Annotated in this window: 19 protein-coding genes; 7 read left to right on the top strand and 12 right to left on the bottom strand. The window is 73.5% G+C overall.

All coding sequences use genetic code 11. From position 1 onward, the window contains the following. The first annotated feature begins 270 nt into the window (after positions 1–270). A complete protein-coding gene (locus ABD191_RS22720) occupies positions 271–1,776 on the top strand; it encodes a M1 family metallopeptidase (protein WP_344085634.1) in 1,506 nt (501 codons plus the stop codon). Between the two features lie 4 nt (positions 1,777–1,780). On the opposite strand, the gene ABD191_RS22715 is transcribed toward ABD191_RS22720, so the two are convergent. From ABD191_RS22715 to ettA, 4 genes are all read right to left on the bottom strand, one after another. After that, positions 1,781–2,395, bottom strand: a complete 615-nt coding sequence (locus ABD191_RS22715) for a type III secretion system chaperone family protein (RefSeq protein WP_344085631.1) — start codon at positions 2,393–2,395, stop codon at positions 1,781–1,783. 143 nt (positions 2,396–2,538) lie between these two features. Continuing rightward, positions 2,539–3,165 carry a DUF8010 domain-containing protein gene (locus ABD191_RS22710; protein ID WP_344085628.1) on the bottom strand — a complete coding sequence of 209 codons (627 nt, stop codon included), beginning with the start codon at positions 3,163–3,165 and terminating at the stop codon, positions 2,539–2,541. After that, the gene (locus tag ABD191_RS22705; RefSeq protein WP_344085625.1) at positions 3,162–3,581 is read right to left on the bottom strand and encodes an acyl-CoA thioesterase; all 420 of its coding nucleotides are present in this window, start codon (positions 3,579–3,581) and stop codon (positions 3,162–3,164) included. The genes ABD191_RS22710 and ABD191_RS22705 overlap by 4 nt, the downstream gene beginning before the upstream one ends. A 3-nt stretch (positions 3,582–3,584) precedes the next feature. Continuing rightward, positions 3,585–5,261 (bottom strand): energy-dependent translational throttle protein EttA, encoded by a 1,677-nt coding sequence (ettA, locus tag ABD191_RS22700; protein ID WP_344085622.1) that lies wholly within the window; start codon positions 5,259–5,261, stop codon positions 3,585–3,587. A 264-nt stretch (positions 5,262–5,525) separates the two neighbouring features. Between ettA and ABD191_RS22695 the strand changes: the two genes are divergently transcribed. From ABD191_RS22695 to ABD191_RS22685, 3 genes are read left to right on the top strand one after another with little or no spacing between them, the layout of a single operon-like run. Next, a complete protein-coding gene (locus tag ABD191_RS22695; RefSeq protein WP_344085619.1) occupies positions 5,526–6,932 on the top strand; it encodes an alpha,alpha-trehalose-phosphate synthase (UDP-forming) in 1,407 nt (468 codons plus the stop codon). Continuing rightward, positions 6,929–9,460, top strand: a complete 2,532-nt coding sequence (gene otsB / locus ABD191_RS22690; RefSeq protein ID WP_344085616.1) for a trehalose-phosphatase — start codon at positions 6,929–6,931, stop codon at positions 9,458–9,460. The genes ABD191_RS22695 and otsB overlap by 4 nt, the downstream gene beginning before the upstream one ends. A 1-nt stretch (position 9,461) precedes the next feature. Then, positions 9,462–11,462, top strand: coding sequence for a protein kinase domain-containing protein (locus tag ABD191_RS22685; protein ID WP_344085613.1), 2,001 nt, complete (start codon positions 9,462–9,464; stop codon positions 11,460–11,462). 210 nt (positions 11,463–11,672) lie between these two features. Here the strand turns inward: ABD191_RS22685 and ABD191_RS22680 are convergent, their stop codons facing one another. The 6 genes from ABD191_RS22680 to cobC all read right to left on the bottom strand — a co-directional run bounded on the left by ABD191_RS22680 (position 11,673) and on the right by cobC (position 19,905). Beyond that, complete coding sequence (locus ABD191_RS22680) at positions 11,673–14,048, bottom strand: transglutaminase TgpA family protein (protein ID WP_344085610.1); 2,376 nt, start codon at positions 14,046–14,048, stop codon at positions 11,673–11,675. Beyond that, the gene (locus tag ABD191_RS22675) at positions 14,042–15,238 is read right to left on the bottom strand and encodes a DUF58 domain-containing protein (protein ID WP_344085607.1); all 1,197 of its coding nucleotides are present in this window, start codon (positions 15,236–15,238) and stop codon (positions 14,042–14,044) included. Before ABD191_RS22675 ends, ABD191_RS22680 begins: the two co-directional genes overlap by 7 nt. A 6-nt stretch (positions 15,239–15,244) precedes the next feature. Continuing rightward, entirely contained in the window at positions 15,245–16,216 is a 972-nt protein-coding gene (locus ABD191_RS22670; protein WP_344085732.1) for an AAA family ATPase, read from the bottom strand. A 180-nt stretch (positions 16,217–16,396) separates the two neighbouring features. After that, positions 16,397–17,731 carry a uroporphyrinogen-III C-methyltransferase gene (gene cobA, locus ABD191_RS22665; protein ID WP_344085604.1) on the bottom strand — a complete coding sequence of 445 codons (1,335 nt, stop codon included), beginning with the start codon at positions 17,729–17,731 and terminating at the stop codon, positions 16,397–16,399. After that, positions 17,728–18,777 carry a nicotinate-nucleotide--dimethylbenzimidazole phosphoribosyltransferase gene (gene cobT / locus ABD191_RS22660; protein WP_344085601.1) on the bottom strand — a complete coding sequence of 350 codons (1,050 nt, stop codon included), beginning with the start codon at positions 18,775–18,777 and terminating at the stop codon, positions 17,728–17,730. The genes cobA and cobT overlap by 4 nt, the downstream gene beginning before the upstream one ends. A 57-nt stretch (positions 18,778–18,834) precedes the next feature. Next, the gene (gene cobC / locus ABD191_RS22655; RefSeq protein ID WP_344085598.1) at positions 18,835–19,905 is read right to left on the bottom strand and encodes an Rv2231c family histidinol phosphate aminotransferase CobC; all 1,071 of its coding nucleotides are present in this window, start codon (positions 19,903–19,905) and stop codon (positions 18,835–18,837) included. A 95-nt stretch (positions 19,906–20,000) separates the two neighbouring features. Here cobC and ABD191_RS22650 point away from each other — a divergent pair, with 95 nt between their 5' ends. Genes ABD191_RS22650 through ABD191_RS22640 form a run of 3 tightly spaced genes read left to right on the top strand, consistent with a single transcriptional unit; the run spans position 20,001 to position 23,332 of the window. Beyond that, a complete protein-coding gene (locus ABD191_RS22650) occupies positions 20,001–22,193 on the top strand; it encodes a transglycosylase domain-containing protein (RefSeq protein WP_344085595.1) in 2,193 nt (730 codons plus the stop codon). A 26-nt stretch (positions 22,194–22,219) separates the two neighbouring features. Further along, positions 22,220–23,005, top strand: a complete 786-nt coding sequence (locus ABD191_RS22645) for an SURF1 family cytochrome oxidase biogenesis protein (RefSeq protein WP_486341497.1) — start codon at positions 22,220–22,222, stop codon at positions 23,003–23,005. 51 nt (positions 23,006–23,056) lie between these two features. Then, on the top strand, positions 23,057–23,332 hold the full coding sequence (locus ABD191_RS22640; protein WP_344085592.1) for a DUF1876 domain-containing protein: 276 nt from the start codon (positions 23,057–23,059) through the stop codon (positions 23,330–23,332). A 70-nt stretch (positions 23,333–23,402) separates the two neighbouring features. On the opposite strand, the gene ABD191_RS22635 is transcribed toward ABD191_RS22640, so the two are convergent. Continuing rightward, positions 23,403–24,917: an ATP-dependent DNA ligase gene (locus ABD191_RS22635; RefSeq protein WP_344085589.1), complete on the bottom strand. Its 1,515-nt coding sequence runs from the start codon at positions 24,915–24,917 to the stop codon at positions 23,403–23,405. Between the two features lie 154 nt (positions 24,918–25,071). Then, positions 25,072–25,410, bottom strand: a complete 339-nt coding sequence (locus ABD191_RS22630; RefSeq protein ID WP_344085586.1) for a hypothetical protein — start codon at positions 25,408–25,410, stop codon at positions 25,072–25,074. Positions 25,411–25,441 lie beyond the last annotated feature (31 nt).

Below are 25,441 nucleotides of genomic sequence, written 5' to 3'. Positions count from 1 at the left end.
CGTCGCGACTCTGGCGACGCCAGCACCCCATCCCCTCGCCAAAGTCACGACAATGGCGACCAGGCCGCCCCCACACCCCGCCAAAGTCGCGACTCTGGCGACGCCAGCACCCCATCCCCTCGCCAAAGTCACGACAATGGCCCCGTTGCTCAGCATTCGTGAGCGCCGCTACAACGCGTAAAGCGACATAACACTCCTATCACCAAGCCCGCGCCGGCCGGCCGATAGGGCGACAGCGCGGCTGGTGAGCATCGCTTACCGTCTACCGGCATGACCCCTCGGTTCCACCCGCGCGTGCGCGCGCTCGCCCTCGTGACCGCCGCCGCCCTCGCCCTGGGCGGCTGCCAACTGGACGGCGTGGAGCCAGAGTGGACAGTCCCGCGCGGGTCGGCGGCCCCGTCGGCCTCGACCCCGGCGGCGCCGCCCGCCGAGCCCGGCGCGTCGCAGCCGGTCAGCGACCCGGTGTACCGGGACTACGGCAACCCGAGCGTCGACGTGCTGCACTACGATCTTGATCTGGCATGGCAGCCCACCCGGAAGCGGCTGGACGGCGTGGCGACCCTCAAGATCCGGGTCGCCGAGCCGGTCACCGCCCTCAAGCTCGACTTCTCGGACGCGTACGACATCGGGTCGGTGACCGTGAACGGCGCCCCCACCCCGGGCAAGGTCACCAAAGGCGACCTCACGGTCGACGCCACCGCCCGGGCCGGCGAGGTCGTGCTGCTGAAGGTCGAGTACTCCGGCGTACCGAAGCCGGTGCGGATGCCGTCGGAACGGGGCGACTTCGCCGAAGGGCTGGGCCTGCGGGCCGAGCCGGACGGGTCGGCGTGGACGATGCAGGAACCGTACGGGGCGTTCACCTGGTACCCGGTGAACGACCACCCGTCGGACGAGGCGCTCTACGACATCGACGTGACCGTGCCGAAGGGCTGGTCCGGCATCGCCAACGGGCAGCTGACCAACACCACGGAGAACGGGGACACCACGACGTTCACGTGGCATTCGCGCGACCCGGTGGCGAGCTACCTGACGACGCTGGCTGTCGGGCGGTACACGAAGGTCACCGACACGGGCCCGCGTGGGCTGCCGATCACGTACTGGCTGCGCACCGGGCGCGACGAGGGCATGCGGCCGGTATTCGAACGCACTCCGGAGATCATCGAGTGGCTGGAGAAGCGCTACGGTCCGTACCCGTTCGCCTCCGCCGGGATCGTCTCGGTGACCTCGACGTCGGCCATGGAGACCCAGCAGATGATCACCATGGGCGGCGACCTGGTCGAGGAGCTGACCGGCAGCGAGGTGGAGAAGCGGGAGTACCTGGCCGAGGTGATCGCCCACGAGCTGGCGCACCAGTGGTTCGGCAACGCGGTGACGCCACGCGACTGGCGCTCGGTGTGGCTCAACGAGGGCATGGCCATGTACATCGAGGGCGAGTGGCTCATCGCGGACGGGTTCGCGGACCGGCGCAGCTGGGTAGCGTGGCTGCGGCAGCAGGACGAGGAGTCCCGCCCGGTCGCCGGACCGCCCGGGAAATGGGACAAGGAGCACTTCGCGGAGAACAACATCTACGTGGGGCCGGCGCTCATGCTGTACGCGTTCCGCCGCCAGATCGGCGCCACGGCGGTCGACAAGCTGTTGCGCGATTGGGTACAAACCCAGCGCAACCAGCCCGTCGACCGCGAAACTTTCACCGCGTTCGTCCAGCAGCGGCACCCGGACCTGGTGCCGGTGATGAACGAGTGGCTGGACTCGCCGACGACCCCGGACGGGCCGTAGCGGACTAGAGCAGGGCGCCGTCCTCGTGCAGCCAGTCCACGAAGGCACTGGTCACGGCGGCGGCGCAGTCGAGCAGCTCGTCGAGGAGCTGGTCGTGCACGCCGGAGAGCAGGGGCACCTGCACCTCGGCGTAGATCGGCAGCTGGCCACGCTCGGTGGGGTCGCCCACGTACGCCTTGCAGAAGCGGCGCGTGTGGTTCCACTCGTTGACCACGCGGTAGGCGCGGTCGACCCAGTCGGGCGGGGTCGTGGCGTGCGGGCGGCCACGCATGACGAGGATCTCGTCGTCGGGGCCCTCCAGCGCGAAGAGCAGCGCGTGGCGCTCCCACATGGCCAGCAGGCTGCCGTCGCCGTCAGTGAGGTAGCGGATCTCGAGGCGGTCGAGCGCTTCGGCGACCCGGGCCATCGTGACGGGCTTCGCCGTCGGCTCGGGCGTGCGCTGCTGCGGCAACTCGACGCGGCGGACCGCGGTGTCGAGGGCGCCGCTCGACTCAAGCAGCGCGGCCGTCTCCGCGTCGAGATCGCGTTCGGCCAGCGCACCGAGTTCCGTGACGCCGCCCGCCGCACCACCGGTGCGCGAACGCGTCCGTTGAGTTCCCCGCCAAGGCCACCACGCCATCGTTGACGGACCCCCTCCCCACGTCGACTTGGGCCAGGGGCCCGACGCTACTTGGATCGGCTCATGACGCAAGTCCTTGAGGCAAAGTTGTGATCCAAAAGGACGACAGCGCATCAGCCAAACAGTTAACAGCCAACCGGCCCTCAACTCAACCTGAGCGGGGAGGTTCCTGCCAACCAGACTGAACCGTACTCGCCGGAGAGTCCCGTCCACGCCGCCGAAGCACGGACCGTGACCATACCGTCACGACCGCTTCCGTGAAAGTTCATCCTCACGAGACCCTGCACAAGCCGCTGCGGGACCTGCGCGGACTGCCCGTCGGGCGCGGTAACTACCACTGCGACATGATCGAGAAGCGCGTCGCGCAGCACCCGCTCCCCCACCGGCCGGGCGCCCACGCCCTCGGCCGCCGCGGTGCGCAGCGTCGCCTCGGCGGCCCGGGCCAGGCCCACGACGTCGTCGACCGGCAGCCGCTCCACCACGGGCACCCGCGCGGGCGGCAGCGGCCAGCGCCACTGCGCGTCGCGGCGCGTGGGCGGCGGCAGCTGCGGGTCGTCGAGGCGGGCGAGCAGGTCGGCGGCGGCGACCGTGGTGTCCGCGGTCAGGTCGGTCGCGACCGTCCGGGTGGCGAGCACCTTGAACGGCAGCATGGCCCACAGCTGCGCGCGCCCGCCGGCCAGCGGCCGCAGCCGGATCACCGCCTGCGGGTCGAGGCGCAGCAACCGGTACGCGAAGGCGCCCGCGTCCGCCCGGGCGGTCGCGGCGATCATGGCACCGCCCAGTCGGCGAGGAACGCCGTCTCCGCCTCGCTCAGCCGCCGGGGCCGCCCGTTTTCAAGATCATATGGTACGAGCACGGAGCACGCCCGCCCCGCGAGCACGTCGCCGTCGAACAGCTCGTATTCGACCGTGAAGCGGCTCGGCCGCAGATCGGAGATCCACAGCTCGATGCGCACCGTCGGCGGGGCGGCCTTCGCCACGGCATAGTCCACCGGCCGCACATAGTCGATCTCGTGGCGGGCGATGACCACGCCCTTGTCGAACGTGGCCACGCCCGCGGAGCGCGCGTCGACGAACATCAGCGCCACCCGCGCCTCCTCGTAGAGCGTGAGGAACCGCGCGTTGTTCACGTGGCCGTACGCGTCAAGGTCCGACCAGCGCAGGGGGCACTCGTACCGGTAACGCACCGCTTAGTCGCGGGTGAGCTTGCGGTAGGTCACCCGGTGCGGGCGGGCCGCGTCGGCGCCGAGCCGCTCGACCTTGTTCTTCTCGTACGACTCGAAGTTGCCCTCGAACCAGAACCAGCGCGACGGGTCGTCCTCGTCGCCCTCCCACGCGAGGATGTGCGTGGCGACGCGGTCGAGGAACATCCGGTCGTGGGAGATGACCACGGCGCAACCGGGGAACTCCAGCAGCGCGTTCTCCAGGCTGGACAGGGTCTCCACGTCGAGGTCGTTGGTCGGCTCGTCGAGCAGCAGGACGTTGCCGCCGATCTTGAGCGTCAGCGCCAGGTTGAGCCGGTTGCGCTCGCCGCCGGAGAGCACGTTGACCGGCTTCTGCTGGTCGGGGCCCTTGAACCCGAACGCGGCCACGTACGCCCGGCTGGGCATCTCGACCTTGCCGACCATGAGGTGGTCCAGGCCGTCGGAGACGACCTCCCAGACCGTCTTCGAGCTGTCCAGGCCGGCCCGGTTCTGGTCGACGTAGGACAGCGACACCGTTTCACCGATCCTGACCGTGCCGCTGTCCGGCTGCTCCAGCCCGACGATCGTCTTGAACAGCGTGGTCTTGCCGACGCCGTTGGGGCCGATGATGCCCACGATGCCGTTGCGCGGCAGGGTGAAGGAGAGGTCCTTGATGAGGACCCGGCCGTCGAAGCCCTTGTCGAGGTTCTTGACCTCGATCACCGTGTTGCCCAGGCGCGGGCCCGGCGGGATCTGGATTTCCTCGAAGTCGAGCTTGCGGGTCTTCTCGGCCTCGCTGGCCATCTCCTCGTAGCGGGCCAGGCGGGCCTTGGACTTCGTCTGGCGCGCCTTGGCGTTCGAACGCACCCAGTCCAGCTCGTCCGTGAGGCGCTTCTGCAGCTTGGCGTCCTTGCGGCCCTGCACGGCGAGGCGCTCGGCCTTCTTCGCCAGGTACGTCGAGTAGTTGCCCTCGTACGGGTAGGCCCGGCCGCGGTCCAGCTCCAGGATCCACTGGGCGACGTTGTCCAGGAAGTACCGGTCGTGGGTGATCGCGACGACCGTGCCCGGGTACTTGGCGAGGTGCTGCTCCAGCCACTGCACGCTCTCGGCGTCGAGGTGGTTGGTGGGCTCGTCGAGCAGCAGCAGGTCGGGCTGCTCCAGCAGCAGCTTGCACAGCGCCACCCGGCGCTTCTCGCCGCCGGAGAGCTGGCCGACCTCGGCGTCCGGGGGCGGGCAGCGCAGCGCGTCCATCGCCAGTTCGAGCTTGGAGTCGATGTCCCAGGCGTCCGCGTGGTCGAGCTCCTCCTGGAGCTTGCCCATCTCCTCCATCAGCTCGTCGGAGTACTCCGTGGCCATCAGCTCGGCGATCTCGTTGAACCGGGCGAGCTTGGCCTTCGTGTCGGCGACGGCCTCCTCGATGTTGCCGAGGACGGTCTTGGACTCGTCGAGCCGCGGCTCCTGGGCGACCATGCCGACCGTGTAGCCGGGCATGAGGCGCGCCTCGCCGTTGCTCGGCCGGTCGAGGCCGGCCATGATCTTGAGAAGGCTCGACTTGCCGGCGCCGTTCGGGCCGACCACGCCGATCTTCGCCCCGGGGAGGAAGTTGAGCGTGACGTTGTCCAACACGACCTTGTCGCCGTGCGCCTTGCGCGCCTTCTCCAGGGTGTAGATGAACTGAGCCACTGTGCGCCGTACCTCCGGATGGGTTGTCGCCTCGGGCGCCCCGCGCGCCGGGGCTCAATCTTTCCAGGCCCCGCGCGGGCGCGAGCACCGGCCCGAGGCGGACGCGGCGCGGGCCACACCGCCGCGTGACCCGCACGAAGATCGGGTAAGGAGCGCCCCGGTCCGGGTCCGCTCCACGAAATGGCCAAGGCCCCGGATCGGGCGTTCGGCCACCTCAGTACGCTCGAACGTACCGAATCTCATCGGCCCGAAGAGGGGTGCGGCGTGTCGACACGCAGCTCGTTTGTGGTGGTAGCCAACCGCTTGCCGGTTGACCAGGTGGTTGACGAGACGGGTGCCACGCAGTGGCAGCGCAGCCCAGGCGGGCTCGTTACCGCCCTGCACCCGGTGCTGGCCAGCCACCAGGGCACGTGGGTGGGCTGGGCCGGGGGTACGGGTGAGGCCCCGGAGCCGTTCGAGCTGGATGGGATCAAGCTGCACCCGGTGCCGCTGTCCGACAGCGAACTGGAGCGGTACTACGAGGGCCAGTCCAACGCGACCATCTGGCCGCTCTATCACGACGCGGTCGAGCAGCCGCAGTTCCGGCGCAGCTGGCGCGAGGCGTACCGGGTGGTGAACGCCCGGTTCGCGGACGCCGCGTCGGACGTCGCGGCCGAGGGCGCCACTGTCTGGATCCAGGACTACCAGCTGCAACTCGTCCCGGCGATGCTGCGCGAGCGCCGGCCGGATCTTCGTATCGGTTTCTTCCTGCACATCCCGTTTCCGCCGATTGAGCTCTTCATGCAGATGCCGCTGCGCGCCGAGGTGCTGCGCGGCCTGCTCGGCGCCGAGCTGGTCGGCTTCCAGCAGAAGCTCGCGGCGCAGAACTTCGTGCGCCTGTCGCGCCACCTGCTCGGCCTGCGGTACGAGGGCAACACGATCGACGTCAACGGCCGCAAGGTCAAGGCCGGCGCGTTCCCCATCTCCATCGACGTCGCCGAGATCGAGCGGCTCGCCGCCACGGACGCCGTCCAGGCCCGGGCCAAGCAGATCCGCGCCGAGCTGGGCGACCCTGAGAAGATCATTCTGGGGGTCGACCGCCTCGACTACACCAAGGGCATCGAGCTGCGCCTGAAGGCCTACCGGGAGCTGCTCGCCGACGGCAAGCTCGAGGCGCCCGGCACGGTCATGGTGCAGGTCGCGACGCCGAGCCGGGAGCGCATCGGCCACTACCAGAACCTGCGCATCCGGGTCGAGCGCGAGGTCGGCCGCATCAACGGCGAGTACGGCCTGGTAGGCCAGCCCGCCGTGCATTATTTGCACCAGTCCTACAGTCGCACCGAACTGGTTGCGCTCTACTGCGCCGCGGACGTCATGATGGTGACACCGTTCCGAGACGGGATGAACCTGGTAGCCAAGGAGTACGTCGCCGCACGCACCGGGGCGGGGGGCGGCGCACTCGTCCTCAGCGAGTTCGCGGGGGCGGCCAGCGAGCTGCGTCAGGCGTTCCTCTGCAACCCCCACGACCTCGACGGCGTCAAGGACGCCCTGCTACGCGCGGTCAACGTGGACCGGACGGAGGCCAACCGGCGTATGCGTATCATGCAACGCCACCTCCGCGCCCACGACGTCAGCCGCTGGGCGCGGACGTTCCTCAGTGAACTCGGCGTGCCCGCGGAGGAAACACCGTGACCGATTCCCTGGACCCCGCGCTACATGCCGCGCTGGGTCGCCTCGCCCGTGTGCCGCGGCTGCTCGTCATCTGCGACTACGACGGCACCCTCGCCCCCATCGTGGACGACCCCACCAAGGCCGGGCCGCTGCCCGAGGCCGTGGCCGCGGTCCGTTCCCTGGCCAAGATGCCGCAGACCACGGTCGCCGTCGTCTCCGGCCGCGCCCTGCGCGACCTGGCCGCCCTGTCCCGCCTGCCGGCCGACATCCACCTGGTCGGCAGCCACGGCTCCGAGTTCGACATCGGCTTCGTCCAGCCCCTGGAGCCCGACAAGCTGGAGCTGCGCGCCCGGATGCTGGCGGCCCTGGAGGACATCGCCAAGGACCACCCCGGCGTACGCCTGGAGTCCAAGCCGGCCAGCGTCGCCCTGCACACCCGGCGGGCGGCCTCGCCGGAGGTCGGCGCGGCCGCCGTCGCCGCCGTCCGCTCCGGCCCCGCCACCTGGTCGGGCATCACCGCCACCGCCGGCAAGGAGGTCATCGAGCTGTCGGTGATCTCGACCCACAAGGGCACGGCCGTGGACATCCTGCGCGCCCAGTTCGGCGCCAGCGCGGTGCTGTTCATCGGCGACGACGTCACGGACGAGAACGCGTTCGGCCACCTGCGCGGCCCTGACGTCGGCATCAAGATCGGCCCCGGCGAGACGAAGGCCCGCTACCGCGTCGAGGACCCCGAGCAGGGTGTCCGCACGCTCGCGCTGCTGCTGGAGACCCGCCGCCACTGGCTGTTCGGCGAGCGCGCCGTGCCGATCGAGAACCACTCGATGCTGGCCAACGGCCGTACGGTCGCCCTGGTCACGCCGGGTGGACGGGTCACCTGGCTGTGCCACCCGCGCCCGGAGTCCTCGGCGGTCTTCGCCGACCTGCTCGGCGGCGCGACGGCGGGGCACTTCTCCGTGTCCCCCGCCCGCGACGGGCAGCTGCCGCTCAGCCAGCGGTACCGGCCCGGCACGATGACCCTGGAGACCCGCTGGTCGGGGCTGACCGTGACGGACGCGCTCGTCGACGCGGACGGGTCCGACACGCTCGTGCGGGTGCTCACGGGCACCGCCCGGGTGGCGGTCGAGTTCGCGCCCCGGCCCGAGTTCGGCCAGGTCAACATCGGGCTCCAGCCGCTCGGCGACGGCCTGCTCGTGGTCGGCTCCAACCACCCGTACGCCCTGCACTCCCCCGGCATCGACTGGGAGATCATCTCGGACGGCCACCAGCCGCTCGCCCGCGCCGAACTCAACCTGTCGGCGCACGGCGGCCGGGTCGTCCTCGAACTGCGCATGGGTACGGACGACCTGGCCTCGGCGGCGCTCCCTCTGGACACGGTCGAACAGCGCTGGCGCGACTGGCTCGCCGGGCTGCGGCTGCCGCTGCTGGCCCGCGACGAGGTCGAACGGAGCGCGCTCGTGCTGCGCGCGCTGTGTCACGAGCCGACCGGCGCGATCCTCGCCTCCGCGACCACGTCGCTGCCGGAGGTGCTCGGCGGGGTACGCAACTGGGACTACCGGTACTGCTGGCTGCGCGACGCCGCGATGACCGCCCGGGCCCTGGTCGACCTCGGCACGATCGTGGAGGCCGCGGCGTTCCTGCGCTGGGTCGACCGGCGCATCGCCGACACCGGCGGGCACCCCGAACGCCTGCACCCCCTCTACGCCGTGGACGGGCACGAACTCGGCCCCGAGGCCGTCGTCGACACGCTGCCCGGGTACGCGGGCTCCCGGCCCGTACGGGTCGGCAACGCCGCCCACCGGCAGTTGCAGCTCGACGTGTTCGGCCCGATCGCGGACCTCATCGCCTGCGTCGCCGACGCGCGCGGCCGGCTGGCCGACGAGGAGTGGCGGGTGCTGTGCGACATCGTCACCGCCGTGCGGCGGCGCTGGCACGAGCCCGACCACGGGCTGTGGGAGGCGCGCATCCCGCCCCGCCACAACGTGTACTCCAAGGTGATGTGCTGGCTCGCGGTCGACCGCGCCCTGCGGGTGGCCGCCGACCACCGGGGCGAGGACCGTCCCGACTGGACGGAGCTGCGCGACCGCATCGGCGCGCACGTGCTCGAACACGGTTGGCACGAGCGGGCCGGCGCGTTCACGGTCGCGTACGGCGAGCCGGAGCTGGACGCGGCCGCGCTGTGGGTCGGGCTGTCCGGCCTGCTGCCGGTCGACGACCCCCGGTTCGTGGCCACCGTCCGGCGGGTGGAGGCCGACCTGCGTGGCGGGGCGGTCGTCTACCGTTATCGATGGGATGATGGGCTGCCCGGCAACGAGGGCGGGTTCCACATCTGCACGGCGTGGCTGATCGAGGCGTACCTGCGCGTCGGCCGCCGGGCCGACGCGGAGGAGCTGTTCACGCAGATGCTCGGCACGGCTGGCCCCACCGGACTGCTCCCGGAGCAGTACGATCCCCTCGCCGAGCGCGGCCTGGGCAACCTGCCCCAGGCGTACAGCCACCTCGGCCTGATCCGCTGCGCCCTGCTCCTCGACGGGGAGGTCAAGGACTGACGTGTCGTCGCTCACCCCGCGGCTGGACGGCTACCGCGATCTGGAGCTGATCGCCCACGGCACCACGTCGCTGGTGTTCCGGGCCACGCAGGAACGGCTCAACCGCACGGTCGCCATCAAGCTGCTGCTGGGCTCGGGGATGGACACCGGTGGCACCACGGAGGCCGCCATCGCCCGCGAGCTGGAGACGATGGTGCGCCTGTCCGCCCAGCCGCACATCGTGTCCATCATCGACACCGGGCAGACCGCCGAGGGCCGCCACTACACCGTCATGGAGTACTGCGAGGGCGGGTCGTACGCCCAGATCCTGTCCGACCGCGGGCCGTTGCCGGTCGACGACGTCGTCGAGGTCGGCATCGCGATCGGCGAGGCGCTGCACGCCGCCCACCAGGCCGGCATCATCCACCGCGACGTGAAACCGTCCAACATCCTGCGCTCGCGCTTCGGCCCGGCCCTGGCGGACTTCGGCATCGCCCGCGCGCCCGAGGAACTGGCGGGCACCCTGACCCGCGAGATGATGACCCCGCACCACGCCTCCCCCGAGGCACTGCTGCACCAGGCCCAGTCATCGCCGTCCGATGTGTACAGCCTGGCCTCCACCCTGTGGACGCTGCTGGCCGGCCACCCGCCGATGGTCAACCCCGGCCAGCCCGACATGGACCTGTACGCCTTCCGCGACAAGGTGCTGCACGACCCGCTGCCGCGCCTGCCCCGCGACGACGTGCCCGCGTGGCTGGTCGGCGAACTCACCCGCGGGATGGCGAAGATCCCCGCGCAGCGGCACGGGACGGCCCGCGAGTTCGCCGACGCGCTGCGGCGCGGGTCGCTGGGCGTCGCGGCCCCCGCGCCCGGGCCCGCGGTCGTCGCCCCCCGGTCCGGACCGACGTCGGGGGCGCCCCGCGTGCACAACCCGGGCCTGCCCGCGAACGCCTGGCCGGCAAGCGCGGCCGCCGCACTGACCTTCACCAACCCGCCGCCGGCCACCCCGACGCCGGTCACCACGGGGCCGTGGGCGGCGCCGGCCGCCTCGGGTCCGGTCGAACCGCCCGAGGCCCCCGCCCCACCAGCGGTCGCGCCGCCCGCTCCCCCGGTTCCGCAGGCGCCCGCTGACCAGGCGCCCCCGGCCGCGACCGCGGACCCCTTCGCCGACGCCTGGCGCGGCCGCCAAGCGTCCCCGCAGCAGGCGCCCTACCGGCCGCCGGCCGCACCACGCGCCGACCCTGCATCGCCCGCCGCCCCGCGCGCGGACGCCCGACCGGTCACCGCCCCGCGCGCGGACCCGAGACCCGTCACCGCCCCGCGCGCGGACCCCAACCCGGTCACCGCGCCGCGCGCAGACCCCCGACCGGGCACCGCCGCACCGCGCGCAATGGCACCGCCGGCGCGGGGCGACGCGCCGCTCCGGGCCGACAGGCGGCCGCCGACCCCGCCGACGGACCCGTTCCACGACATGGCGTCCGAGCCGTCCGGCGGCTGGGCCGCCGAGCCGCCGTCGCCCACCCCGCCGCGCCCGGCGCCTCACGAGACCGGCCAGCCGAAGGGCCGCCGGGGCGTACTCGTGGGGTCTGTTCTGATGGTCGCGTTGATCGCGGGCGCCGTAGCGGTGGTGTTGACGACGACCAGCAAGAGAGGCGAGCAGGCGGCGGGCGGCCCCACGGACGCCGCCGTCGCGACCCTGCCCGCCCTGCCCACGGACGTGCCGGCGTCGCCCCGCCTCGTCGCCCCGGCGGGGACGGGCGCGCCGACAAAGGTGAAGCTCACCGACCGGGGAACCTCGGTGACGGTGACGTGGGTGGACCCGTCGACCGCGGGGACACTGCCGTTCGCGGTCTCCACCCGGGGCGACGACGGCAAGTACCTGCCGGCCGTCACCGTACCGGCGGGCCGGCGCAGCGCGACCGTCCGCGGCCTGGACACCAAGCAGAACTACTGCTTCATCGTCACGGCCATCTACTCCGCCGACACCCTCGCCCCCGCCAAGCCGGTCTGCACGACCCGCTGAGCCGGTGGCGTACATCGCCCGGGCCGGCCACCCCGCCCACATACCGCGTCGAGGTCGACAGGAAAGCCGCCAAGCTCCTCGCGTCCTTGATCGCCGTTTTGTGTACCAGAGTGCAGCTGGGCTACACCCTGGTACACGAAACGGCGATCTTCCAGCGGGAGCACGTTCGTACCCGGGCAACGCGAGGTGGCATAGCACCCCGTGGACCCCTCAGCGGCGGCGGAGCGGCCGGGGGTCCACTCGCCACAACAGGCGTCGCCACCACGAGCGGCGGGCGCGCAGGGCGGCTGCGTACTGCGCCGCGGTGCGGCGCGCGGCCTCCGCCGCCGCTTCGTCGCCCGCGCCCATGCCGCCGATCGCCGACCCCGCGAAGCCGACCGCGTTGACCATGTCGGCCAGGTCGTCCAGCGGTGGCACGGCCGGGCGGGGGTGACGGGTGTGCTGGCGGCGCGGGGAGGCCTCCGCGACCTCGGCGGCGTACATGGCCAGCTCGCGCGCCGACAGATGATCCGGCGGCGGTACGCCGGCCAGCGTGAGCGCGTCGCCGACCTCGTCCCACGCGCCGAGCACCCGTTGCTGCGCGTCCCCGGCCGCCAGCGCGCGATGTCGGGCGGCGCGCAGGAGGAACAGCGCAAGCAACACCACGACGACCAGCAGCGCGACGCCCCCGCCGATGCCGCCCGCGATGAGCCCTGTCGCGGTGCCCGCCTCCGACGAGGCGACCGCGACGCTGCGCGGCGGGGGGCTCGCGGTCGTCGACTCCTGCGGCGGGTCGACCGTCACGGGTGGCTCGGACGGTGGCTTGACCTTCGGGATGAACTCCTCGTCGATCGGCTCCGGGGTGGCCTTCGGCTCCGGCATCGGGTTGAACGGCACCCACCCGACGCCGTTGAACAGCACTTCCGGCCAGGCGATCCCGTGCGAGGCGCGCACCGCGCCGCCCTTGGCGGGCAGGCGGAAGCCGACCACGACGCGGCTGGGCAGGCCGACCAGCCGGGCGAGCGCCGCGAACGACGCCGCGAACTGTTCGGACGTGCCCCGCTGCCCGCCCAGGCGCGTCGGCTGGAGCAGGAAGAACCTCAGATTCGGGTACGCGTGCCCGCTGGGCGCGTCGGGCGCGTACGTGTAGTGGTCGGCGAGGAACGTCTCCAGCGCCTGCGCGCGCAGGTAGGGCGAACCGGCCCCGTTCGTGATCTTCTCGGCGAACTGGGTGAGGTCGGTCGGTACGGTGTCGCCGACCGCGAGGTAGCGGGCGACCGCCTCGCCGGACGGTACGTCGGCGGCCGGCAGCAGGTTGACGTCCACGGCCGGGTTGACGGAGTCCACTGTGTAGGTCACGCCGGGAGACAGCCCGTCCGGGCGGATCATCGTGCCGGTCAGCGGGTCGTAGGCGACCCGCACGCCGTCCACCTTGGCCGGCGCGGCGATGGCCGGCAGCAGCCGCCCGTTCAGCTCCGCGATCGTCACGCGCTGGTTGATCTCGCGCGGCTCGCCGGCCTCCGGCGCCGACTGCCCGTCGCCCGCGGGCGGGGGCACCGGGTCCGGCAGCACCCGCCCGGCCGTCAGGTAGTCCCCGCCGACATGCCAGGTGACCCCGTCCCAGTCGCTGAGGACGGCCAGCCGCAGCCGCGTGTCGTGGGCGGCGACCTCCGCGTCGGCCGCCGCGGTCGCGCGCACGTTGCCGGCCAGCGACACGTCGAACAGGTGCTGCTTGGGGTACGCGGCCCAGCCGGCGACCCGCATGAGCGGGTTCTGGTCGAGGATGTCGAGGCTGGGCGGGGCGACGTACGTGCGCGGGTCGGTGGGTGTCGCCACGACGGCCCTGGCCACGAACGGCGCCACGAGGGCGATGAGCACGAGTACGGCCACGAGGCCCGCGCCGAGTCCGGTGGCGGTGCGCACCCGCAGCGCCAGCGGTACGCGCACCGGCGCGGTGGCCGCGGCGCCGCGCGGCGACGGCGGGCCGGCGACGGCCACCCCGATGGCCGCGAGCGCGGCGAACAGCAGCGGCTGCCAGATGACCAGGCTGGCGTTGGGCCCGACGAGCACGAGCGCCGAGGCGTACAGGAACAGCGGTGGGAGCAGGCCGAGCGCGGGGCGGCTCAGCCGGGCGGTCAGTTCGGCGCCGCCGAGGGCGGCGAGCCAGGCCAGCACGATGGGCGCGAGCACGGTGTCGGGCTGCGGCTCGATCGGGATGAGGGCGGTGAGCAGGCGCGGTACGGCGTTTCGCGCGGCGTCGCGGGCGACCTCGGCCAGCGGCCCGGTGATCAGCGCGCTCGCGGCGGACAGGCGCACCGCGAGCAGCAGGTAGCCCACGAGGGCCAGCACGGACACGGGTGCCACGAGCCAGGACGGCGCCCGGCGCAGGGCCAGCGAGATCAGCACCGCGCCGACGGCGGCCCCCGCGATGAGCTGCGGCAGCAGCGTTCCACTGTAGACCCGCCCGGCTGCCAGGCCGGCCAGCGACACCAGCCCGGCCACGACGGCGGCCGGGACGAGCGCCGCCAGCCAGCCGCCGGCCCGCGCGAGCGCCCGCCCGCCGCCGGGCGCGGACGCGCCGCTGGACGGCCGGGCAGGCGCTACCACGCGCGGACCCCGTCCCAGGCGGCCGCGAAGTCGGCGCCGTCGGTCGCGCCGACCACGAGCAGCCCGGCGACCGCGCCGAGCCCGCTCTCCACGGCCCCGAACACGCCCACGATGATCGACGGGTACGCGCCCTTGAGCGAGGCGACCAGCCCCATCTCCTCGTCGTCGGGCGGCCCGGTGAGCACGATCAGCGTGTCGCCGAGCCGGCGCAGCCGCAGGCCCTGCACGATCTCCTTCAACGCCTCGGCGTCGCGCCCGCCCGCGTCGCCGGCCAGGACCGCCTCCGCGAGCAGGTCGAGCATCGGCCCGAGCGCGGCCAGGCCGCTCGCGCCCCCGCCGCCCGTAGCGACGCCGCTGACGAGAGCCAGCTCCACGTGCACGTCGGCCTGCACGGCGGCGACCAGGATGGACGCGGCCGCCTCGCACGCGGCCTCGAACGTCGACTCCCCGGCCGCGTCGCGGCCGTGCGCACCGGCACGGTCGTCGAGGAGGACGACGATGCGGGGCAGGCTGGTGTCCACGTTCTCGCGGACCATCAGCTCGCCGACCCGCGCGGACGTGCGCCAGTGCACCCGGCGCAGGTCGTCCCCGACGACGTACTCGCGCAGCGCCGCGAAGGTGATGCTGCCGTGCGGCACCCGTTCCACCCTGCCGTCCATGCTGCGCGACAGGCCCACCGGCACGGCCGCGATGAGGTGCACGCGGGGCCGGACCCAGACGCGCACGGTCGAGCCGTACCGGCGCACGACGCCGACCAGGCCGAGCGGATCGCGGCGGGTGATCTCCAGGGGCCCGGCCTCGACAACCCCGCGCCGCGCGGTGGGCACCTCGTAGGACACGTCCGTGGCGCGGCCGGGCCGCAGGCGCACGAGCGGTACGGGCGTGGTGGCGCGCCGGCCGCCGAGCGGCCCGACCCGGTCGCGCGCGACCACGCTCGCGCCGAACAGCCGGCTGGCGTTGCCGATGCGCAACCGCAGGTGGCTGGCCTCGCCCCGGGTGACCCGGTCGGGTTCGGCGGCCCGCTGCACGGCCAGCCGGGGCCGCCACGCGACGAAGACCACGGCCGCGGCGAAGGCCGCCAACCCGGCCCCGCCGAGCGCGGCGAGTTCCGGGTAGCCGAAGCGGAAACCGACCCCGAGCAGGACGGCGGCGACGACCAGCAGGCCCCAGCCCCGGATCGTGACCCTCACGGCGGCTCAGCCCCGCTGCGGCACGGGGACCGGGATGGACCCGACGACGGAGTCGAGCACCTCGGCCGGGGTGACCCCGCGCATGGCGGCGTCGGGCGCGAGCAGCAGCCGGTGCGCGAAGACGGGTACGAGCAGTTGTTTGATGTCCTCGGGGATGACGAAGGCGCGGCCCTCGATGAGCGCGAACGCCTGCGCCGCCTTGGTGAGGGCGATGACGCCGCGCGGGCTGACCCCGACCCGGATCTGTTTGTGGTCGCGGGTGGCGGCGGCCAGCCGCACGGCGTAGACGTAGAGCGGGTCGGCGATGTAGACGCGGTGGGCCAGGCGGATGAGCTGGCCGATCGTGTCCGTGTCGGTGACCGCGCCGAGGTAGTCCGGGGAGCGGCCGGCCGACGCGCCGCGCAGTACCTCCACCTCGACCTGCTCGTCCGGGTACCCCATGGAGATCTTCATGAGGAACCGGTCGAGCTGCGCCTCCGGCAGGCGGTAGGTCCCGTCCATCTCCACGGGGTTCTGGGTGGCCACGACGAGGAACGGCCGCGGCACGGCGTGCCGCACACCGTCCACTGTGACGTATCGCTCCTCCATGACCTCCAGCAGCGCGGCCTGCGTCTTCGGGGAGGCCCGGTTGATCTCGTCGGCGACGACGATGTTGGCGAAGATCGGGCCGGGATGGAACTCGAACTCGCGGTTGGCCTGGTTGAAGATGGTCACGCCGCCGACGTCGGAGGGCAGCAGGTCGGGCGTGAACTGGATGCGCCGCCACTGCCCGCGCACGGACGCCGAGATCGCCCGGGCGAGTGTCGTCTTGCCGACGCCGGGCACGTCCTCCAGCAGCAGGTGGCCCTCGGCGAACAGGCCGGTGAGGGCCAGCCGCACGACCTCGGGCTTGCCGAGCACGACCGACGAGATGTTGTTCGTGAGCCGGGACGCCACGTCGGCGAACGCCTGCACCTCGGCCGGGCTCAGGGTGCCCATGGGCGCCGCCTGCGCTGGTACGACCACCTGCTGACCGGTCGGCGTGCTCAGTTGCAGGGCTGTTGACGGCGGCGGCCCGATCGGTGAGACCGGCGTTGCGGGGTGGCTCGGCGAGGTCACGGCGTGGGCTCCTCACTTCGTGTCCAGGCCGGGGCGGACGGCGGGTGGCGGCTCCCCCGGTCAGCGACCCATGGTAGGACCTTCGGCCGGCGATGGCCGTCCGGTCTCAGGCTTCGGGCGCGCAGGGTGACCGTTCGACCACACGCCGGCGGCGAGGACGTCGTCGAGCGCGCCGACCACGTCACCGACGACGACCACGGCCGGCGGTCGGATGCCGGCCCTGGTCACGGTGTCGGCGGCGGTCGCGAGGGTGGCGCGGACGACCCGCTGTTCCCCGGTCGTACCGTCCGCGACGACCGCCACGGGCGTGTCGCCGGAGCGGCCGTTGCCGATCAGGGTCGCGGCGATCGCGGGCAGGTTGCGCATCCCCATGAGGATGACGAGCGTGCCGCGCAGCCGGGCCAGCGCCGGCCACTCCACAAGGGACTGCGGGTGGTCGGGGGCCAGGTGCCCGGAGACGACCGTGAACTCGTGCGCGACGCCGCGGTGCGTCACCGGGATGCCCGCCACCCCCGGCGCGGCGATCGAGCTGCTCACCCCCGGCACGACGAGGACGGGGATGCCCGCCTGCGCGCACGCGACGGCCTCCTCGCCGCCGCGGCCGAACACGAACGGGTCGCCGCCCTTGAGCCGCACCACGAACCGCCCGGAACGGGCGTGCGACACGATCAGCCGGTTGATCTCCTCCTGCGCCGCCGCCGGGCCGTAGGGGATCTTCGAGGCGTCGATCAGCTCGGCGTCGGCGCGCAGCTCGTCCAGCAGCAGGCCGGGGACGAGCCGGTCGGCCACGACCACGTCGGCCGCCAGGAGCAGCCGGCGGCCCCGCACGGTGATCAGTTCGGGGTCGCCGGGCCCGCCGCCGACGAGGGCCACCGTGCCGCGCCGGCCGGAGCCGGCCCCGGGCGCGGGCGTCTCGGCGTCGACGGCGCGCTGCCGGCTCGCCGCGTCGGCGCTGGCGAGCAGGGTGGCGACCGCGTCGCGCACGGCGACCGCGCGGTGCGGGTCGCCCCCGGCGGTGACGGCCACGGTGATGGACCCGTGCCGGGTGACCGCGGGCGTCCAGGCGGTGGCCGCGGTCCGGTCGTCCGCGCGGACGCAGAACACCCGCTGCTCGGCCGCCACCGCGCTGATCATGGCGGCCGCCTCCGGGTCGTCGATCGCGACGTGCACGAGCCATGCGCCGTCCACATCGGACGGCACGGCCACGCGCGGGGTCCAGCGCAGCCGGCCGGCGTCGGCCAGCGCGCGCAGCGCGGGCGTGATGTCCGGCGCGACGAGGTCGACGTCGGCGCCCGCGTCGAGCAGGGCGGGCACCCGCCGCGAGGCGACCTGTCCGCCGCCGACCACGAGCACGCGTCGGCCGCTGAGGATCAGACCAAGGGGGTACGGGTTCACTTGCGCGCCACGCCCGCAGAGTCGAAGGTGGCGACCTCGCCGAGCACCCGGGCGGCCGCGGCCACCAGCGGCTGCGCCAGCACCGCGCCGCTGCCCTCGCCGAGCCGCAGTCCCAGGTCGAGCAGGGGGACCAGGCCGAGGTGGTCGAGCGCCACCCGCCCACCCGGCTCGGCCGACCGGTGCCCGGCCACAAGAGCCCCCGCGGCGTCCGCGCACAGCGCGGTCGCCACCAGCGCCCCGGCGTCCGCGATCACCCCGTCCAGAATCACGGGTACGCGTCGCAGCGCGCCGCCGAGCACGAACCCGGCGAGCGCGGCGTGCTCCAGCCCGCCCACCTCGGCGAGTACGCCGACCGGGTCGGCCGACCGGTCGAGCCGGCCCAGCGCCGCCTCGACCACGGCCGTCTTGCGGGCCAGGGTGTCGTCGTCGATGCCGGTGCCCCGCCCGGTGACGCGCGCCGGGGCGCTGCCGGTGAACGCGGCCACCAGCGCGGCCGCCGCCGTGGTGTTGGCGATGCCCATGTCGCCGGTGAGCAGGCAGTCGGCGCCGGCGTCGACCAGGTCGACGGCCGTGGCGATGCCGACCTCGATCGCGGCGAGCGCCTCGTCGCGGGTGAGCGCGGCCTCCACGGACAGGTCGCGGGTACCCCGGCGGATCTTGTGGGAGCGCAGCGCCGGGTGCGGGTCCAGGTCGCCGGCGACACCCACGTCGACGACGACGACCTCGGCGCCCGCCTGGCGGGCGAACACGTTGATCACCGCGCCGCCGGCGAGGAAGTTCGCGACCATCTGGACCGTGACCTCCTGGGGCCACGGGGTGACGCCCTGGGCGTAGACGCCGTGGTCACCGGCGAAGACGGCGACGGCCGGGCGGGTGGGCACCGGCGGCGGGCACCGCCCGGCCAGGCCGGCCAGGCGTACGCCGAGTTCCTCCAGCTCGCCCAGCGAGCCGGGCGGCTTGGTCAGGTTGGCCTGGCGGGCGCGGGCGGCGGCCATCGCGTCCGCGTCCAGCGGACCGATTCCGGCGATCGTGCTGCTCAGCTGCATGGCGCTCTCCACATCCCGGTGCAGTGTAGGCAACCACGACGTTGCCACGCGAACTACTCACAACTGGTCGACAGTTGCTGTGCGTCCTTGTGACGCCACGCATTCGCGCAGCGCGGCGACGAAGGCGTCGCTGGTGTCGGGGTCGCGCACGGCGATCCGCAACCAGTCCGGGCCCAGGCCGGGGAACGTGTCGCCGCGCCGCACGGCGTACCCCCGGGATCTGAGGCCCTCACGGACGGCCGCGCCGCCGCCCACCTTGATCAGGACGAACGAGCTGGCGGGCGACCCGACCACCCGCACCCCCGCCACGGCGCGCAGCCCCGCGACCAGGTGGGCGCGGTCGGCGGCGAGCTCGCCGGCCAGGACGGCCTCCTCCGCGACCGCGCGGGGCGAGGCGCAGGCGACCGCGGCGGCCAGGGCGGGCGTCGAGACGGGCCAGCGCGGCAGCGCGTCGGTCAGGCGCGCGACCAGCCGCGCGTCCGCGAGCAGATAGCCGATACGCAGGCCGGCCAACGCCCAGGTCTTGGTGAGGCTGCGCACGACCACGAGGCCGGGCAGGTCGCGCCGGCGCGACAGCGACTCCGGCTCGGGGCCCCCGCCCACGCGGTAGAGGGTGTCGGCGAACGCCTCGTCCACGAGCAGGACCCGGCCGGGCCGGGCGAGCGCCGCGACGGTCGCCGCCGGGTGGGCGACCGAGGTCGGGTTGGTGGGGTTGCCCACCACGACGAGGTCGGCGTCCTCGGGGACGAGGGCCGGGTCGAGCCGGAAGTCGTCGCGCTCGTCGAGGATCACGCGCTCGACGTGGTGGCCGGCGGCGCGCAGGGCGGCCTCCGGCTCGGTGAACTGCGGGTGGATCACCACCGGGCGGCGCGGGCGCAGCCCGTGGGCGAGCGCCACGAAGGCCTGGTCGGCGCCGGCGGTGAGCAGGACCTCCTCCGGCGGGCGGGCGTGCCGGTGGGCGACGGCGCCGCGCGCGGCGGCCGGGTCGGGGTAGCGGCCAAGGTCGGCCAGCGCGTCGGCGATGGGTCCGGCGAGCCAGGGCGGACGGGGCGCGTGACGGACGTTCACCGCGAGGTCCGTCAGGCCCGGCGCCAGCTCGCTATCACCGTGCAGCCGCAACAGTTCCATCCAGCTGATCATCCCGCATGAATGGCGCGGAGACTCACGCGGGCCTCTTTGTCCATACTCAACACATATGCGCGCTATTCACCTACCTTGAGGTGGTGAGGACCCCTGTACTGAACGCCGTAGCCCGGTCGGCACCCCTGATCCGTGTCGGCATCATCGCCGGTATCGCGGTCGCCGCGATCGCCTTCCCGCTCGCCGCCGTCGGCACGATCGGCGCGAAGACGGCCGCCGGCTTCGTCGAGTCGCTCCCGGCCGAGGTGCGCATGGTGCCGCCCGCCCAGACCTCGTACCTGTACGCGGCCGACGGGCGGACGTTGATCACCCAGTTCTACGAGGAGTACCGCAAGTTCACGCCGTACGGCCAGATCTCGCCGAACATGGTCAACGCGATCGTGGCGAGCGAGGACAGCCGGTTCTACGAGCACGACGGCGTCGACGTGAAGGGCGTGGTGCGCGCCTTCGTGGCCAACCAGCGCGCCGGCGAGGTCGCCCAGGGCGCCTCCACGCTGACCATGCAGTACGTGCGCAACATCCGCCGGGACTCCGCCGAGTCCCCGGACGAGATCATCGCGGCGACCGCCCAGACCCACCGGCGCAAGCTGGAGGAGATCAAACTCGCGGTCGCGATCGAGCAGCGGATGACCAAGCAGCAGATCCTCGAGGGGTACCTCAACGTCGCCTACTTCGGCCACCGGGCCTACGGGATCTACGCGGCCGCCGAGGTGTACTTCTCCAAGCGCCCCCGCCAGCTCACCGTGCCCGAGGCGGCCATGCTCGCCGGCCTGGTCAAGGCGCCGTCGGCGTACGACCCGGCGCGCGACGGGCGGGCCGCGCGCGAGCGGCGCGACTACGTGATCGGGCGGATGGTCGAGCTCGGGTACGTGCCGGCCGCGCAGGCGGCGAAACTGACCCGCCAGGGGCTCGGGCTGCGCCTGAGCACCCCGCCCAACGACTGCGTCGGGGTCAACCCCAAGCACAACAACTGGGGCTACTTCTGCGACATGTTCAAGAACTGGTGGCGCCAGCAACGGGCCTTCGGCGACTCGCCCAGCGAGCGCGAGGAGAACCTGCGCCGGGGCGGCTACCGCATCGTCAGCTCGCTCATGCCGCGCATCCAGCAGGTCGCGTTCCGCGAAGTGAAGAAGCAGCAGAAGATCGGTACGTCGTTCGCGCACGGCGTCGTGGCCCTGCAGCCCGGCACCGGGCGGATCGTGGCGGCGGCCGTGAACCGGGTCTACAGCCTCAACCAGAAGCACAACGGGAGCCACTCCGACCCACGCAAGCGCGGCGTCGTACCGAGCAACTACCCCAACACGGTCAACCCGCTGCTCGGCGGCGGCGACATGCCCGGCTACCAGGCCGGCTCCACCTTCAAGATCTTCACGATGGTCGCGGCCCTGGACCAGGGCCTGCCGCTGACCACCTCGTTCTACTCGCCCATGCGGCTCAAGTCGATCTACCCGGCCGACTGGAACGACCCGCGCAAGTGCGGCGACCGTTGGTGCCCGCAGAACGCCAGCAAGGGCATGACCGGCCGGCAGACCATGTGGTCGGGCTTCGGTAAGTCCGTCAACACGTACTTCGTCCAGCTTGAGCAGCGCATCGGCGCCGACCGGGCGGTACGCATGGCCGAGCGGCTGGGCCTGCGCTGGCGCACGGACGTGGACCGCTGGCAGGCCTCGCCCGCCCGCGCGAGCGGCTGGGGCTCGTTCACCCTCGGCGTGGCGGACACCACGCCGCTGGAGATGGCCAACGCGTACGCCACGATCGCGGCGGACGGCCGCTACTGCACGCCCATCCCCGTACGGTCGATCACGGACCTGTCCGGCAAGGAGCTGACGGAGGCCTCCACCCCGGACTGCCGCCAGGCGGTCTCGGTGCAGGCGGCCCGCGCGGCCGTCGACGCGGCCCGCTGCGTCACCGGGTACAAGGCGGCCACCGGGCCGTGCGGCGACTGGTCGACGGCGCCGCAGGTGCACGGCATCGTCGGGCGGCCGGTCGCCGGCAAGACCGGCACCACGGACGACACCCGGGCCGCCTGGTTCGTCGGCATGACGCCGGGCCTGGCGGCGGCGAGCTTCATCGCCGACCCGGACTACGTGAACCACAAGGCGGGCGACTGGAACTCGTGGAAGCCCATCCAGACCGTCGCGGTCACCCTGCGCGACGGCCTGGGCACGATGGCGACGCAGTACTTCACCCCGCCGTCGGGGCGCATCATCTGGGGCAGCGCGGGGCCCGGCTGGAACCGCCCGCGCATCACGGAACGGGCCCCCCGCCGGCGCTGACAGCGGGGCGGGTAGCGTGCGGAAACGTGTACCGGTTTCTGCTGACCCCCCGCTGGCTCGGCATCGCGGCCGCGATGCTGCTCGCCGCCGCGGTCATGGTCGGCCTGGGCCAGTGGCAGCTCAGCCGGTACGAGCAACGCAGCGCGATCAACGACTCGATCGACGCCGGCGGCCGGGCCACCCCGGTTGCCCTGGCGTCCCCGCCCCAGCCGTCGTGGACGCGGGTCACGGTCACCGGGCGGTACGACACCGCCAACGAGGTCCTCGCCCGCGGCCGCACGGTCGACGGCAAGGTGGGCTTCGAGGTGGTCACGCCGCTGGTCCGGGCCGACGGCACGGCCGTTCTCATCGACCGCGGGTGGGTACCGGCGCCGACGACGGGCGGCGCCGCCGCGCTGCCGGCCGTACCGGCCGCGCCGGCGGGCGAGGTGACCGTGACGGGGCGGGTGCACGCCCCGGAGAGCCGGTCGAGCGCACCGACCCGGGGGTCCGGGCCGTGGGAGGTGCGCCGGATCGCGCCGGAGCGCATCGGCACCGTCCTGCCGTACCCGGTCGAACCCGTCTACGTGACCATGGACCCGCCCGCCGACGGGTTCGTGGCGATCAAGCCGGCGCGCCAGAACGCCACCCTCAACGCCGCGTACGCCGGCCAGTGGTGGATCTTCGCGGTCCTCACCCTGGTCGGCTTCGGCTACCTGGCCCGCCGGGAGGCCCGGGCCCGGGCGGACGCCGACCCGCGGTCGCGGGCCCGCGGCGAGGTCGACCGGTTGACCCTGGCCGACGAGGCCGAGGCAGCTGCCCGAAGCGCCTGACCGGCGCCCTTCCCCCGGCGGACAATGGGTCCGAACGGGAGGGGGCCGACCATGACCACTGCGATGATGACGAAGACGTGGACCGTGGAGATGCGCTTCGAGGAGGACGCCGACCACTGTCACGCGATGGCGATGGTGCGTACGGCCAGCGGCGAGGAGCTGCGCGGTCACGGCTCAGCCCGGCGCAACCCGGTCGATCGCCCGGTGGCCCGCATCGGCGAGGAGGTGGCCGGCGCCCGCGCGCTGTCCAACCTCGCCCATGAGCTGCTGGAGTACGCCGCGGCGGAGATCGAGTCGAACGTACGCCGGGGCGACCCGGCCGTGTGATCGAGCCGGGCGCGTGATCGAGCCGGCCGTGTGATCGACCCGGGCGTGTGATCGAGCCGGGCGGGCTTGATCAGGGCCGGTGCAGGGCGCGGACCGCGTCTATCGTGTCGGCCTCGGCGGCCGGCTTGTCGTCGCGGTAGCGCAGCACCCGGGCGAAGCGCAGGGTGACCCCGCCCGGGTAGCGGGTGCTGGCCTGCACCCCGTCGAAGGCGACCTCGACGACCAGCTCGGGACGGACCGTGACGACCCAGTCGCCCCGGTCGACGGCCCGGGCGAGCAGTTGCTCGGTCTGCCAGGCGAGCAGTGCGTCCGTGAGGCCCTTGAACGTCTTGCCGAGCATGACGAACCCGCCGGCCGGGTCGCGCGCGCCCAGGTGCAGGTTCGACAGCCGGCCCTGGCGGCGGCCGTGGCCCCATTCGGCCGCGAGGACGACCAGGTCGAGCGTGTGCCGGGGCTTGACCTTGATCCAGGCGTTGCCCCGGCGCCCCACGTCGTACGGCGCGTCCGCCGCCTTGATCACGACGCCTTCCTGGCCGGCGGCGAGCGCCGCGTCGTACGCGGCCCGCGCCTCGTCGGGGGTGGCGGCGAGGACCCGTTGGACGCGCCGCTCGGCCGGCACGGCGGCGTCGAGGGCCGCCCACCGTGCGGTGCCGGGCTCGTCGACGAGGTCCGTGCCGTCGAGGTGCAGCACGTCGAAGAAGTACGCCGTCAGCGACCCGGTCGCCTGGCGGGCCGCCCGGCCGGAGGTCTCCTGGAAGGGTCGGGGCCGCCCGGCGGCGTCGACCGCGAGGGCCTCCCCGTCGAGCACGACGCTGCGCAGCGGCAACGCGGCGGCGGCCGACACGACCTCGGGCATGCGGGCGGTGAGGTCGTCGAGGCTGCGGCTGAACACGGCGATGTCGTCGCCGTCGCGGTGCACCTGGATGCGGATCCCGTCGAGCTTGGCGTCCACGCTGGCCGGCGATCCGGTGGCCGTCAGCGCCTCGTCCACCGTGGGGGCCGACTGCGCGAGCATGGGGGCGAGCGGCCGGCCCACCGTGAGCCGGAACGCGTCGAGCGCGGCGGCGCCGCCGGTGAGCGCGGCGATCGCCACGGTCTTGAAGTCTCCGGAGAGCAGCAGCGCCCGGCGCACCGCCCCGGGATCGACCGCGGCGGCGGCCGCGATGGCGTCCGTGAGCAGGCCCGCCTGGGCACCCTGTCGCAGCTCGCCCATGATGAGGCCGGCCAGCACCTGCTGCTCGCCCGCGGTCGCCTCGCCGAAGAGGGTCGTGACGAGCGCCCGGCGGCGCAGTTGGGAACCCGGGCCGGCGCAGGCGGCGATCTCGGCGAGCCGGGCGTCGACGCCCCGCACGGTCAGCGTGGCCGCCTCGGCGGGCTCCGGCAGCTCACGCAGGCTGGCCCACCCCACGCCGATCTGGCGCTGTCGCAACTCGCCCGCCAGGTAGGCCGCCCCGGCGGCGATCTCGTCCGGGTCGCCGCCGTCGGCCAGCTCGCGCAGGGTGGACGCGAGCAGGCCGACCTTGGCGCGGCGACCCGAACTGGCGGTCACGGCAGCCGAGGTGGCGGCGACGGAGGCGAACAACACGCCTCCATCCTGCCGGGCACCCCCGACATTCGCCGCCGCCTTGGCTGCTCGGCCTGTCCGGTCCGGCGCCCGCCGCGCCGGACCGGACACGGGCCCGCCATCGCACGGCCGTTTATGCGATGGCGGCCAGCCGGCCGCTCGCCGCCCGGGGACGTCAGGCGGCGGCGCGGTCGGGCATCGAGTGCGCCCCAGCCCGCCGCTGGGGAACACTCGACTCCTCATCGATGTGGAAGCCCCGGGCGCGGACGTTCTCGGCCACGCTGCTGAGGAACCCATCGAGCTGGATCAGGATCAGCGACAACCGGTCGATGTCGTCGCTCAGGACCGCGTCGGGCATGGCGGCCACGTCGACCTCCGCCAGCGCGGCCACCGAGGCGCACAACTGCTCCATCGGATCGACCGGGACGGGCGGCCGGGCAGCCCGCGGACAGGTGCTCAGCACGAGCGCCGCCAGGGTGTCGGTGGGCAGTTCAGGGACCCGGTTCGTACTCATGTTCGATAGTCTACCGCGCCCTTCCTGCCCC

Origin of the sequence: Luedemannella helvata (assembly GCF_039528415.1) — a bacterium.
GTDB lineage: Bacteria > Actinomycetota > Actinomycetes > Mycobacteriales > Micromonosporaceae > Luedemannella > Luedemannella helvata.
The sequence above is the reverse complement of the archived record's forward strand: the minus strand, read 5'-3'. Positions and strand labels throughout refer to the sequence as shown.

Coding starts and splice junctions, on each gene's coding strand:
- ABD191_RS22670 (WP_344085732.1), bottom strand. CDS start 16,216: ATGGGCACCCTGAGCCCGGCCGAGGTGCAGGCGTTCGCCGACGTGGCG.
- cobC (WP_344085598.1), bottom strand. CDS start 19,905: ATGGAACTGTTGCGGCTGCACGGTGATAGCGAGCTGGCGCCGGGCCTG.
- ABD191_RS22720 (WP_344085634.1), top strand. CDS start 271: ATGACCCCTCGGTTCCACCCGCGCGTGCGCGCGCTCGCCCTCGTGACC.
- ABD191_RS22715 (WP_344085631.1), bottom strand. CDS start 2,395: ATGGCGTGGTGGCCTTGGCGGGGAACTCAACGGACGCGTTCGCGCACC.
- ABD191_RS22710 (WP_344085628.1), bottom strand. CDS start 3,165: ATGATCGCCGCGACCGCCCGGGCGGACGCGGGCGCCTTCGCGTACCGG.
- ABD191_RS22630 (WP_344085586.1), bottom strand. CDS start 25,410: ATGAGTACGAACCGGGTCCCTGAACTGCCCACCGACACCCTGGCGGCG.
- ABD191_RS22640 (WP_344085592.1), top strand. CDS start 23,057: ATGACCACTGCGATGATGACGAAGACGTGGACCGTGGAGATGCGCTTC.
- cobT (WP_344085601.1), bottom strand. CDS start 18,777: ATGCAGCTGAGCAGCACGATCGCCGGAATCGGTCCGCTGGACGCGGAC.